Genomic DNA, 12,507 nt, shown 5'->3' with positions numbered 1-12,507 from the left:
ATGCAGCCGTCAACCCACATGGAGTTGAGCGCGCCGCCGACCTTGCCGCCGAAGGCCTTCTCGACCAGGGAAGCGTCCTGGGAGACCACGAGGATCTCGGAGCCTTCCTTCATGATGTCGGTGAGGAGCAGCATGACGGTGTGACGGCCGTCAGCCTGAAGCTTCTTGCACTCCTCGACGAGAGCGGGCTTGATCTTGTCGAGCAGGGACAGATCGAGCACTTCGACCTGGCCGATGCCGACCTTCTTGCCACCCATGTTGAAGTCCTTGTAGTCGCGGTTCATCAGGTCGACGGCGGGGATGCCCTCGACGGAACCCTTGATCTTCAGCATGTCCATGCCCAGAGCCTTGTAGTCGGCCACGCCGGCGATCTTGGCCAGGGCCTCGACAGCGGCTTTGTCGGCGTCGGTGCAGGTGGGGGACTTGAACAGAACGGTGTCGTTCAGGATGGCGAGCATGCAGATGCCGGCGATGGCCTTGGGGATGGCGATGCCGTAGAAATCGTACATGGCCTTGATGACGGTGCCGGTGCAGCCGACGGGCATGACCCAGATCTCAAGGGGATTCGGGGTGGTCACATCGCCCAGCTTGTGGTGGTCGACGATGGCGACGACTTTGCCCTTATCCAGGTTGTCCAGGGCCTGGGCCAGGTCGGAGTGGTCAACAAGGGCGACGTCCTTGCCGGTGGCGTCGGTCTCAATGGCGGGAGCGGCCACGCCGAACTGATCGAGCACGAACTTGGCGTCCGGGGTGCAGGGACCCTGGGCGACGGGAACAGCTTCCATGCCGCGCTTGCTCAGCAGATCGGCAACGGCGATGGCAGCAGTGATGGAGTCGGCATCGGGATTTTTGTGACCGCAAACGATAATAGCCATTTGAAAGTCCTCCTCAATATTATGTGTATGCCACGAAAGTCCATTCCTCACGGACGATTGTTCCATTTATCACAAGACATGGGCTTTGCCAAGTCAGAAGATGCCGAGGAAGCGCAAAATTCCGAGGGCCACCGCCCCGGCGGCGACCGACAAATACAGGCTGCGCAGGCGCAGGGCCAGCATCCCGCCCACGCTGGCGGCGATGAGCAGCTGGCTCCACTCGATCTTGAGGGCGGCGAGATGCGGTCCATAATACTTCAGGATGACGCCGGTCAGAAGCGTAAGTCCACCTGCCCCGAGGAGGAAAAAGACCCAGTTCACAAGAATCTTGCTGGCGAGGGTGGCCATGAGCAGGCGTCCGGGAACTGAAGTGTCCACCGGCTTGCGAACCCATTGGAGCACGCCGCCATAAGAGCGGTTCAGGCGGTCGCGCATGCTGCGCTCCAGTCTTGCGCCAAGCCAGGCCATGGGCAGGCCGGCTGCCAGCGGCAGGCAGGCCAGGGGCAAAGTATCGAGTCCGTAAAAACTGCCAATGGCCAGAGCCGTGAAGGTCGCTGCGGTCATGTGCGGTGGAATGAAGGTGCCGACCGGGATGAAGTCGAGCCAGAGCAGCTCGTAGAAGATGGCGACGTAGAGACTCTCCTCCAGGTTGCCGGCAAAGAGCCCCCAGAGAAGCCCGACCACCAGAGGGCGTTCAATGAGCCCCAGACTCAGCGAGAAGCGGAACAGCGAGAAGAGGGCAAAAAAAAACCGATCGTGGCGAACCACAGGGGGCCGGTCAAGTTCGCATCCATCATGTGAACCTCACTGTGACGGGATCGTTCGGCACACAGCGAAAATCGAGTTCAACTCCCTGCTCTTGTAGGAAGCGCAGACAGGATTCATCATCCGGGCCGAGGGAAACGCTTGGAGAGATCTGCCGCTTGCCGGTGCTGTAATGCAAGTTGCCCACGTTCAGGATGGAAAGCCCAAGGCCCTTTTCAAAAGCCCGGCGCACATCCAGGCAGGTGGAAAACAACAGCAGCGTGGATTCGCGGCTCGGCCCGGTCAGGCGCGGGTCGCCAGCCAAGGCATCTATGGGCAGGAAGGCGCTTTCGACCGCGCGCGGAATGGCCAGGGACATGATCTCCTGCTGCAGTTCGTCCTGGGCCAGGTCATCATTGCCCACAACGATGTGCCGAGCGCCCATGAACGGCACCCAGGCCTCCACCACCTGGCCGTGGATGAGTCTGTTGTCCACCCGAACCCAGAACACTCGACCTCTCCTTACGACTTCTTACGCAGCATTTCGCCAGGGACCACTATGCCCTGCTGCCCTGCCGCCTTGGCTTGCGCGGCCAGCTCGGCCAGGGGGGCCGTGCGCGATTGCAGCACTTTGAGCAGCATGGGCAGGTTCACGCCCGCCACCACTTCGTTGTTGCCCAGCTTGCGCAGGGAAAGGCTCAGGGTGGTGGGCGTGCCGCCAAAAAGATCTGTGAGCACAATCACGCCCATGCCCGCTTCAAGCTTGGCCAGTGCGGCTTTCAGCTCGGCCAGGATCTCGTCCACCCCGCGGGAGACGAGGACGCTGACCGAGGCGATGCCCTGCTGCGGGCCCATGATCATCTGAGCCGCGTCCAGCAGGGCCGCGCCGAACTCGCCGTGGGTCACCACGAGGACGCCAACCTGCCGTGCGGCGGAATTCGAATCAGTCATCTCAGCCATTGTCTCGCCTGCGTGCGCATGCTTGATCGCGCACAGTTTTCGGGCACGGGCGGGTCAGCCCAGATCGAAGTGCCGGTGCTCCAGGGTCACGGAATAGCCGCTGTCGCGTAAGCTCGCGAACAGCAGTTCGGACATGGCCACGGACCGATGGCGTCCGCCGGTGCAGCCTATGGCCACGGCCACGCGGTAGCGGCCTTCGGCTGCGTACAAGGGAAGCAGATACTGCAAAAAATCGAGCAGTTTGGTCTTGAAGGTCAGGCCAGGTTCGCTTTCGAACACATAGTCCGCCACGGGCTTGTCCTTGCCGGACATGGGCCGAAGCTCGGGGACGAAATACGGATTGGGCAGAAAGCGCAGGTCGAACACCAGATCGGCCTCGGCGGGAACGCCGTACTTGAAGCCGAAGCTCATGACGTGCACGCGCATGCCCTGCCCCGCGTGCTCCTTGGAACTGAAACGCTCCTGGATCATGCGCCGCAGATCGTGGATGGAGTATTCGCTGGTGTCGAGCACAAGCTCGGCGTCTTTGCGCAGGGGGGCCAACATGGCCCGCTCCTTCACCAGGGCCTGCTCCAGGCCCATTTCGCCGCTTTCCAGCGGATGCGGGCGGCGCGTGGTGGCATAGCGGCGCATGAGGGCGTTGGCCTTGGCCTCCACGAAGAGCACGCGCACGAAGATGCCCTTACTTGAAAGCTCCTGCACGGCGTCGTTCCACTGGTCGAGGAAGTCATGCTGGCGCAGGTCCATGCCGAGCGCCAGGCCGCGATGTTTGGAGTCCTTGCCGAGAAAGAGCGACACCAGCTTTGGCAACATGGTCGCGGGCAGGCCGTCGACACAGAAATAGCCCAGATCCTCGAAAACGTTCAGCGCAGTGCTTTTTCCGGCCCCGGAAAGGCCGGTGACGACCACGACAGAAAAGGAGTCCGAAGGAGTCTGCGCCATGCGGGCCTGCCTAATAGGACTGCAACAGCCGGTACAGGGCGTCGCGGTCGGGCGCTTCGAAGAAGTCCCGGCGGAAGGAGTCGTCTTTGATGAGCCGAGAGATGTGGGCCAGTATCCGCAGGTGGATGCCGGTCATCTGCTCCGGGGCGAGCACCAGGAAGAACACGTTGCAGGGTTTGAAGTCCAGCGCGTCGAAATCGACGCCGCGCAGGCTTCTGCCCACCAGCACGATGATGTTCTCCAGGCCGGGCAGTTTTCCGTGCGGAATGGCCACCCCGTCGCCGATTCCTGTGGTGCCGAGCCCCTCCCGGTCCAGCAGGACCGAGAGGGCATGATCGGCATCAAGATGGGGATGCCGGGCGGCTATGGCGCCGGTCATCTCCCGCAATACTTCGGACTTGGCGCTGGCCTTGAGGTCGGGCAGCACCAGGTCGGGATCAAGGTACTCGTCAAGCCGCATCGTTAGTTTCCAGGGTCGATGAGACCGAAGTCTCCGTTCTTCGTGCGGTACAGCACGTTGACGCGCGAGGTTTCCGCGTTGCGGAAGACCAGGAACTCGAACTTCAGGCTCTCAAGCTGCATGGCCGCTTCGTCCACGCTCATGGGCTTGGGCTCGAAGTTGTCCGTCTCCTTGATGGTGGGCGCACGGCCACCGGCTTCGTCGGAGAAGCTGATGACATCCATGCGGGCTGCGCGCGGGGTTCCGGCGCGGCGGCGCTCCTTGTGGCGCTCGCGCATGCGCTTCAGCTGGGCTTCCAGCTTGTCCAGCACCTGGTCGATGGTCGAGTACATGTCCTCGGACTCTTCATAGGCGGAAATGTGCAGATTGTCTGCGGTGAGGACCACTTCCGCCTTGTGGCGGAACTTCTCCACGGAAAGGTTGATCTGCATGTCCGTTTCAACGGTATCGCCGATGAACTTGGCCATCTTCTCAAAACGGGAAGTGGCGTATTCCTTCAAGTGATCAGAGGGTTCCATGTTCTTGAAGGCGAAAGCGATGTTCATGCAATACCTCCAGAAGGCTTGATGGCGGGCGACGCCTGGTTAAAACACTTGCTTGCGCTTGGAGGAGGACTCGATGTTCATGGCGGTGCGGTATTTGGCCACAGTGCGCCTGGCGATGTTGACCTCCAACTTCTGCTTCAGGATCTCGCCTATCTGCTCATCGCTCAAGGGCTTTTTGGGGTCCTCGTCGCCGATGAGCTGCTTGATCAACGCCTTGACGGATTCGGAACCGACCTGGGTGCCGTCGTCAAGGTCCAGCGCGCTGTTGAAGAAGAACTTGAGCTCATAGATGCCGTGCGGCGTGGCCACATACTTGCTCGTGGTGATGCGGCTCACCGTCGACTCGTGCATGCCGATATCCTCCGCCACCTCCTTCAGGATCAACGGCTTGAGCTTGGTCACTCCGTTTTCAAAGAACTCGCGCTGGAAACGAACTATGCTCTCCATCACCTTGTACAGCGTACGCTGTCGCTGGTAAAGGCTCTTCATAAGCCATTCCGCGCTGCGCACCTTGTCCTGAAAATAATCCTTCTCCACGGAATTCTTGGCGTGCAGATTCTCAACGTAATACGAGTTGAGCTGCAAACGGGGAAAACCGTCCTCGTTCAGCACGATGACGAAATCCTGGCCGTGCTTGTACACGAACACATCCGGACTCACATACTGCGGTTCTCCGGTGGAGAAATGCGCGCCGGGCATGGGCTCCAGAGTCTGAAGCAGGTCCAGGTACTCCTTCAGGTCCTCCATGCTGATGCGGAACTTCTTGGTGAGGGGCTTGTAGCGGTGCTTTTCCAGGTCCTCCAGGTGGTCCTTCACCAGGGACACGAGGATGGGATCGCGGTCGAGCTTCAGCACTTCCATCTGCACCAGCAGGCATTCCTGCACGCTGCGCGCGGCAACACCCACGGGATCCAAACGCTGAATGCGGCGGATGACGGACTCGATGTCTGCGATTTCGGCATTGGGAAGTTGCTCGCGCATCTCCTCTGCCGTGGCCTGCAGGTACCCGCGGGAATCCAGGTTGCCGATGACCACCTCGCCGATGGCCAGGTCGCGTTCGCTGAAATTCGACAGGCGCATCTGCCAGGAGAGGTGCCCGTCCAGGCTGGGCTTAGAGGTCAGGCGGGCTTCGAAGGAAAGACCTTCCTCCGGCACTTCGAGATCGCGCCCAAGGGATTGCTTGGTGACGCTTGAGAACTCGCCGAGATAGTTCTCCCAGTCAGCCGTGCGCATCAGGTCCTCATCGGCCCTGCTCTGCTCTGTCGTGTGGGCGGACTGGTAGTCGTCCAGGTTGTCGGTGGCCGGGGCGGTATCGACGACATCAGGATCCAGCTCCTCAAGGAACGGATTCTCCATCAGCTCCTGCTGAATGGTCTCCACAAGCTCCAGCCGCGAGAGCTGCAGGAGCTTGATGGCCTGCTGCAGCTGGGGCGTCATGACCAGCTGTTGCGTCAGCTTGAGTTGTTGGCGAAGCTCAAGACCCATAGTCGAAAACTGCTGCCTCCACGTTCACGGCGAGGGAAACGCCAAAAAATTACCTGCGGGCTGCGGGTTTGTATGCAGGCATGCTGCCACAGGAGCAGCTCCAGCGCAAGATTTATTTGATAACCCACCAAATACACGCACATTTTCAAAGCTGAAAACAGCGCATGAAAAAAGTGTACCAACCTTCAGCGCTTGTGTAAATCCACAAAACGGAAGACCGGTGGCTTCATGCCCCCGAGGCTGGGCGGAATGATGTTTTAAACCAACGAGATGAAGAATCGTTACAGACTGAAGGACTCGCCCAGGTAGAGCTTCCTGGCCTTGCTGCTCTGCACTATCTCCGTTGGGCTGCCGTCCAGGATGACCATGCCCTCGTAGACCAGATAGGCCCGGTCGCAGATGTTCAGGGTCTCGCGTACGTTGTGGTCGGAGATGAGGATGCCGATGCCCATGCCCTTCAGCACGGAGATGATCTCCTGAATGTCGATGACAGCGATGGGGTCGATGCCGGCAAAAGGCTCGTCAAGCAGGATGAACTTGGGGTTCACGATGAGCGCGCGCGCGATCTCAAGCCTTCTGCGCTCGCCGCCGGAGAGGAACATGGCGGGCTGATTGGCCAGCCTGCTGATGTTGAACATCTCCAGGAGCTCCACCGCGCGATCCTTGCGCTGGGCGCGGGTCATGGGCATCTGCTCGAGGATGACATCCAGGTTCTTGCGTACCGAGAGCTTCTTGAAAATGGAGCTTTCCTGCGGCAGGTACGAGAGGCCGAGCCGCGCGCGCTCGTGCAGAGGCATCTCGGTCACGTCCAGGCCGTCGAGCACGACATTGCCGGTGGTTGGATTCACCACGCCCACCAGCATGTAGAAGGTGGTGGTTTTTCCTGCGCCGTTGGGACCAAGCAGGCCCACCACTTCGCGGTCGCGGATGGCCAGATTGATGTGACGCACCACCTCGCGTTCACCGTAGCGTTTGGAAAGGTTGGTTGCGATTATCTCGGCCATGTTATTTCTTGTCTCCCTTGGGCGAGAAGAAGACGGCCTCCACCCGGCGCTGGGCGCCGCTCAAAACCTCGCTGCGGTTCTCTTTCATGTAGTACTTGATGATGTCACCGCGCACCGTGTTCTGGCCCTCGCGCAGGATGGGGTTGCCCTCCATGCGCAGCACGCCGTCGGCCACGTAATACGTCAGCGTGCTGCATGCGCCCTCGTTCTTGCCAGCCACCAGGCGCACATCGCCTTCGGCAACGATGCGCTCGATCTTGCTGTCGCCGCCGCCAAGGTCACCAGGGCCCTTCTCTGCGGCGGGCTTATTCCCGGTCTTCTGCTCCTTGGTGAAGTAGGCTGTGACCTTGGCAGCCCAGATGGCCATATCGGCCTGGGTGCCGTGCACGTTACCCAGGAACACGACGGCGTTCTCGTTCTGGCTGTATACCATCTTGTCCGAAGTGATGCGCACGGGCTCCTGTTTGGCGCCCGCGGCGGAGGCTCCGGCCTGGGGAGCAGACGCGCTCTTCACCTCGCTTTTGACCTCCCCCTTGGTCTCGCTTTTAGCAACCGGGGCGGATGACGTCTTGAACGCGGTCCCAGCGGCCAGCGGCTTGTACTGGCTGGCCGGAACAAGCTGGCCCGCCTCGGCGTAGCCTATGGCGCGGTTCACATCGCGCAGGGGCTCGGTCATGTCGAACAGGGCAACCCAGCCGTTCGCCTGCGCGAAGTCCACGCGCACGCGGTCGCCGGGCTTGAGGGTGCGCACAAGGGGAGAGGCAGGGTCTGGCTTCAGGCGGACGCTGACGGCCTTCTCGGCCACACGCTCCTCGCCCCAGCCCGCAGTGCCGGGCACATCTGCAAAAACCTGCACGCACAGGCACACAAGCAGGAACACGGCTGCACATGCCGTGGTAAAAAACGTTTTCCTGCGCTGCCTCACTGCTTTTTCTCCTTATTGAGCGTTTTCAGGCTGGACGGAATCAATTCCGCCGCCACTCCGCCCGCCGCGGTCAGCTCACGCGTTTCCATGTTGATCTCCACCGTGGTAGCGTTGACGGTGAAGTCAGGCCGGGTGATGATGACGCGCCCCTTGAAATAGGCCTTTTTCATGGCCCCGATGTAGTCAAAGACATCCGACGTGAGCGCGAAGTCCCCATAGCGCCCGGCGATGTTGTCACGCAGGGTCAGGGTGTTGCCGGACTGGTTCACCTCGCCGGTGTCGGACTTGATGAACACTTCCTCGCGGTCCGCACCGACATAAGCGGAGAGCTGCGGACGGATGACCTGCACGATGCGCTGGTCCAGGCTGTACTGCGCCGTCTTGGCCCGGATGCGCCACAGTTCCTTGCCATCGCTGCCCTGCACAAGCTCCAGGTCCTCGGCCTGCACGTCTGGCTCGGCCTTGACCACGGCTTTTTCAGCCGGTGCGCTGCGCGTCGTGCGCTGCTGGTTGACCACCAAACCGATGGCCAGACCCAGCAGGAATATCACGACCACAGTGACAAAAGGCTTGCGCATTCATCAGCTCCACTTCTCCCAGGCTGCATCGTACTGTCCACGACAGCGCAGGAGGAACATGATCGCCTCGCGGACTGCGCCATGTCCGCCAGAGCGGCATGCGGTCCATTTGGCCAGGGCGAGGATTTCCGGCTGGGCGTTGGCCACGGCCATGGGCAGGCCCACGGCCCCCATGACGCCCGCGTCCACCCAGTCATCGCCCAAATAGGCGATCTCGTGACGCTCCAGGCCCAGTCTTCCCCGTATCGCATCCATCAGGGGCACCTTGTCCACGTGTCCTGCGTGGTACTCGGTTATGCCCAGCTCCCGGACGCGCTTCTCTACCGCCCCATGCTTGAGGCCGGTGATGACGGCGATGTCCAGTCCGAAGGATTGTGCAATTTTGATTCCAAGACCGTCCTGAACATTGAAGCGCTTGGTGACGTTGCCTTCGTGGTCGTAATACAGGCCACCATCCGTCAACACGCCGTCCACATCCAGGATCAGAAGCTTGACGCATGCGCCGGCGACCGGCAGCTCCTTTTCAGGCATGCGGGCATCAGGCACCGGGCACGCTCCAAATGGCAAGCAGACGTTTGAGCAGCCCTTCGAGTTGCGCCAAGGGCAGGCTGTTGGGGCCGTCGCACAGGGCGCGGTCCGGGTCCGGGTGGACCTCCAGGAACACGCCGCTTGCGCCCGCGGCCACTGCCGCGCTGGCAAGGGGAATCACGAACTCCCGCTGACCGCCGGAACTGCCGCCCTGCCCGCCCGGCAACTGCACGCTATGGGTGGCATCGAATACCACCGGAGCACCGAAACCACGCATGATGGGAATGCCGCGCATGTCGACGACCAGGTTGTTATAGCCGAAGGAAGAGCCGCGCTCCGTGAGCCAGAAGCGGCCGTTGCCGGTGGAACGCAGCTTCTCGCAGGCGTTCTTCATGTCCCAGGGGGCCAGGAACTGCCCCTTCTTGACGTTGACGATGCGCCCGGTCTCGGCCGCGGCCACCAAGAGGTCCGTCTGGCGGCAAAGGAAGGCCGGGATCTGCAGCACGTCGGCCACGCGGCCCACGGGTTCGGCCTGCTCCGGCAGGTGGATGTCCGTCACAATAGGCAGGCCTGTGGTCTCACGCACTTCGGCCAGCCAGGACAGGCCCATGTCCATGCCCGGTCCCCGGAAGCTCGTCACCGAGGTCCGGTTGGCCTTGTCATACGAGCTCTTGAACACGATGGGCACATTGAGCCGCGCGGAGATGGCCGCAAGTTCCTTGGCCACGTCGAGGGCCAGCTGGCGGCTTTCCAGCACGCAAGGGCCCGCCAGGATGAACGGCCCTGTCAGGCTTTTGGCGTAGAGCGCGGCGCTGCCGTCCTGCGGCGAGGGGGTCATGCTACTTGCCCTTGGCGTACTTCACCGCGGCGGCGATGAATTCGCGGAACAGCGGATGCGGATGCATGGGGCCGCTCTTGAACTCCGGGTGGAACTGGCAACCCAGGAACCACGGATGCCCGGGCAACTCCACGATCTCCACCAACTCCTCGTCGGGCGAGGTGCCGGAGAGCACAAGCCCGGCCTTCTGCAGGGCGTCGGCGTACTTCTTGTTGAACTCGTAGCGGTGGCGGTGGCGTTCCTCGATCTTGGGCTCGCCGTAGGCCTCCATGGCCTTGGTGTCTTTCACGAGCTTGCAGGGGTACGAGCCCAGGCGCATGGTGCCGCCCTTGTTGGACTCCTCGTTGCGCTTCTCGACCTTCTTTTTGCGGAAGTCGTACCACTCGGTCATGAGGTAGATGACCGGATCGGGCGTGAACTCGTCGAACTCCTGGGAGTTGGCCTTCTCAAGCCCCAGCACGTGGCGCGAAAACTCGATGACCGCGCACTGCATGCCCAGGCAGATGCCGAAGAAGGGCACCTTGTTCTCGCGGGCGTACTTGATGGCCAGGATCTTGCCCTCGATGCCGCGCGAACCGAAGCCGCCAGGCACCAGGATGGCGTCCAGGTTCTTCAGGCGCTTCTCCACGTTCTTGGCGGTGATCTCCTCGGAGTTCACGTATTCAAGCTCAAGGGAGACCTCATTGGCCACACCGCCGTGGACCAGGGCCTCGTGCAGGCTCTTGTAGGCCTCTTTGAGGTCCACGTATTTGCCCACGATACCGACCTTGACCTTGCCCTTGGGATTGTTGATGCGGCGGTTGAGCTCCTTCCAGGAGTCCAGCTCCGCGTTCTTGGCGGGCAGCTTGAGCAGGATGGCGATCTTCTGGTCCACGCCCTCGCGGTAGAACTCCAGCGGCACCTCGTAGATGCTCTTCACGTCCACGGCGGAGAACACGGCGTCGCGGTCCACGTCGCAGAAGAGCGCGATCTTGGCCTTGAGTTCGGCGGGCAGCGGCACCTCGGAACGGCACAGGATGATGTCGGGCTGGATGCCGATGGCGCGCAGCTCCTTCACGCTGTGCTGAGTGGGCTTGGTCTTCAGTTCGCCCGCGGCGCGCATGTAGGGAACGAGCGTCAGGTGCATGAACAGCACGTTCTCGCGGCCCAGGTCGTTCTTCAACTGGCGGATGGCCTCCAGGAAGGGCAGGCCCTCGATGTCGCCCACGGTGCCGCCGATCTCGATCAGGGCCACGTCCTCGTCGTTCTTGGCCACGCCGAGCACGGCGGCCTTGATCTCGTCGGTGATGTGCGGAATGACCTGCACGGTGCCGCCCAGGTAGTCGCCCCGGCGTTCCTTGTTAATGACGTTCTCGTAGATGCGGCCGGAGGTGTAGTTGTTGCCCTGGCCCATGTGGATATTCAGGTAGCGCTCGTAGTGGCCCAGATCCAGGTCGGTCTCGGCTCCGTCCTCGGTGACGTAGACCTCGCCATGCTGGAAGGGGTTCATGGTGCCGGGGTCCACGTTGATGTAGGGGTCAAGCTTCTGGATGGTGACCTTGAGGCCGCGCGCCTGCAACAACGCGCCAATGGAGGCTCCGGCCAGGCCCTTGCCCAGGGAGGAGAGCACTCCGCCTGTGATGAAAATGTATTTGGTCTTCATGCAAACACCCCTTCAAGTCTGCTCAGGTTCTGTTTTTCCGCGTGTTGACGACTCCAGCCCTCACACGTATTCTCTTCGTTTGCGGGACCGGAAAACCGAACGGCTCCCGCGTCATCGCCGCAGGAGGACGATCATGGCCCGCGTCAAAGCACTTGTTCTTACCGGATACGGCACCAATTGTGAACAGGAATCCGCACACGCGGCCCGGCAATCCGGGGCCGACGAAGCGGATATTGCCTATTTTTCAGACATTTCCTCCGGTCATATACGGATGGAGAATTACAATTTCCTCATTTTCCCCGGTGGCTTTCTAGATGGTGACGACCTGGGCTCGGCCCAGGCGGCGGCTTTGCGCTGGCGTTTCGCAAAAACCGCCACGGGCGAGCCGGTCATCGACCAACTGCGCGCCTTCTTCGAGGCCGGCGGCATCATCCTGGGCATTTGCAACGGTTTCCAGCTTCTGGTGAAGCTGGGCCTTTTACCCGCCCTCGACGGCAAATACTTCGAACGCCAGGTGTCGCTCTCGCACAACGACTCTGCCCGCTATGAGGACCGCTGGGTGACGCTGAAGGCCAACCCGGCCTCGCCCTGCGTGTTCACCAAGGGCGTTGATACACTCTACGTCCCCGTCCGCCACGGCGAAGGCAAGATAGTGCCCCTGGACCAGGCCACCCTGGACGCCATGGAGGCCAACAACCTCGTGGCCCTGCGCTACATCGACCCTGAAAGCGGCCAGCCGACCATGGAATATCCCCTGAATCCCAACGGTGCGGCCAACGCCATCGCGGGCCTTACGGACCCCACGGGCCGCATCCTTGGCCTCATGCCCCACCCGGAGGCCTACAACCACCCCTGCAACCACCCGGCCTGGACGCGCGGAGAATCCGGCGTGCTGGGTCTGACCCTGCTGGAATCCGGGGTGCGCTACCTGAAAGCCCTGTAAGGCCCCAGACGAGCATGCGCCCCACTCCCTGCCCGCCC

General features: G+C 61.7%; 15 protein-coding genes. 1 reads left to right on the top strand and 14 read right to left on the bottom strand.

The window, feature by feature from the left end; translation table 11 throughout:
• The 14 genes from VN419_RS02895 to VN419_RS02830 form a co-directional block, all read right to left on the bottom strand.
• Positions 1–875, bottom strand: an 875-nt coding sequence (locus VN419_RS02895) for a manganese-dependent inorganic pyrophosphatase (RefSeq protein ID WP_325644254.1), incomplete at its 3' end; no start/stop codon positions are given.
• A 93-nt stretch (positions 876–968) separates the two neighbouring features.
• Complete coding sequence (locus tag VN419_RS02890) at positions 969–1,643, bottom strand: PTS sugar transporter subunit IIC (protein ID WP_325644252.1); 675 nt, start codon at positions 1,641–1,643, stop codon at positions 969–971.
• A 25-nt stretch (positions 1,644–1,668) separates the two neighbouring features.
• Positions 1,669–2,130: a PTS sugar transporter subunit IIB gene (locus VN419_RS02885; protein ID WP_325644250.1), complete on the bottom strand. Its 462-nt coding sequence runs from the start codon at positions 2,128–2,130 to the stop codon at positions 1,669–1,671.
• A gap of 11 nt (positions 2,131–2,141) precedes the next feature.
• Positions 2,142–2,570: a PTS sugar transporter subunit IIA gene (locus VN419_RS02880; protein WP_325644256.1), complete on the bottom strand. Its 429-nt coding sequence runs from the start codon at positions 2,568–2,570 to the stop codon at positions 2,142–2,144.
• Between the two features lie 63 nt (positions 2,571–2,633).
• Positions 2,634–3,521 carry an RNase adapter RapZ gene (rapZ, locus tag VN419_RS02875; RefSeq protein WP_325644248.1) on the bottom strand — a complete coding sequence of 296 codons (888 nt, stop codon included), beginning with the start codon at positions 3,519–3,521 and terminating at the stop codon, positions 2,634–2,636.
• Positions 3,522–3,531: 10 nt separating this feature from the next.
• A complete protein-coding gene (locus VN419_RS02870; protein ID WP_325644245.1) occupies positions 3,532–3,981 on the bottom strand; it encodes a PTS sugar transporter subunit IIA in 450 nt (149 codons plus the stop codon).
• Between the two features lie 2 nt (positions 3,982–3,983).
• Positions 3,984–4,526, bottom strand: coding sequence for a ribosome hibernation-promoting factor, HPF/YfiA family (gene hpf / locus VN419_RS02865; RefSeq protein ID WP_325644243.1), 543 nt, complete (start codon positions 4,524–4,526; stop codon positions 3,984–3,986).
• Between the two features lie 39 nt (positions 4,527–4,565).
• Positions 4,566–6,011, bottom strand: coding sequence for an RNA polymerase factor sigma-54 (gene rpoN / locus VN419_RS02860; RefSeq protein WP_325644241.1), 1,446 nt, complete (start codon positions 6,009–6,011; stop codon positions 4,566–4,568).
• Between the two features lie 281 nt (positions 6,012–6,292).
• A complete protein-coding gene (lptB, locus tag VN419_RS02855) occupies positions 6,293–7,015 on the bottom strand; it encodes an LPS export ABC transporter ATP-binding protein (RefSeq protein ID WP_325644239.1) in 723 nt (240 codons plus the stop codon).
• Position 7,016: 1 nt separating this feature from the next.
• Positions 7,017–7,895 carry an LptA/OstA family protein gene (locus VN419_RS02850; protein ID WP_325644237.1) on the bottom strand — a complete coding sequence of 293 codons (879 nt, stop codon included), beginning with the start codon at positions 7,893–7,895 and terminating at the stop codon, positions 7,017–7,019.
• Between the two features lie 41 nt (positions 7,896–7,936).
• On the bottom strand, positions 7,937–8,518 hold the full coding sequence (gene lptC / locus VN419_RS02845; RefSeq protein WP_325644235.1) for an LPS export ABC transporter periplasmic protein LptC: 582 nt from the start codon (positions 8,516–8,518) through the stop codon (positions 7,937–7,939).
• Between the two features lie 3 nt (positions 8,519–8,521).
• Positions 8,522–9,049: a KdsC family phosphatase gene (locus VN419_RS02840; protein WP_325644233.1), complete on the bottom strand. Its 528-nt coding sequence runs from the start codon at positions 9,047–9,049 to the stop codon at positions 8,522–8,524.
• Positions 9,050–9,056: 7 nt separating this feature from the next.
• The gene (gene kdsA, locus VN419_RS02835; protein WP_325644231.1) at positions 9,057–9,884 is read right to left on the bottom strand and encodes a 3-deoxy-8-phosphooctulonate synthase; all 828 of its coding nucleotides are present in this window, start codon (positions 9,882–9,884) and stop codon (positions 9,057–9,059) included.
• Position 9,885: 1 nt separating this feature from the next.
• Complete coding sequence (locus VN419_RS02830) at positions 9,886–11,526, bottom strand: CTP synthase (RefSeq protein ID WP_325644229.1); 1,641 nt, start codon at positions 11,524–11,526, stop codon at positions 9,886–9,888.
• A gap of 133 nt (positions 11,527–11,659) precedes the next feature.
• Between VN419_RS02830 and VN419_RS02825 the strand changes: the two genes are divergently transcribed.
• Entirely contained in the window at positions 11,660–12,469 is an 810-nt protein-coding gene (locus VN419_RS02825) for a phosphoribosylformylglycinamidine synthase subunit PurQ (RefSeq protein ID WP_325644227.1), read from the top strand.
• Positions 12,470–12,507: the final 38 nt, after the last annotated feature.

The sequence above is a fragment of the Humidesulfovibrio sp. genome (assembly GCF_035560995.1).
Taxonomy (GTDB): Bacteria; Desulfobacterota; Desulfovibrionia; order Desulfovibrionales; family Desulfovibrionaceae; genus Humidesulfovibrio.
This window is presented reverse-complemented; position numbering and strand designations above follow the sequence as displayed.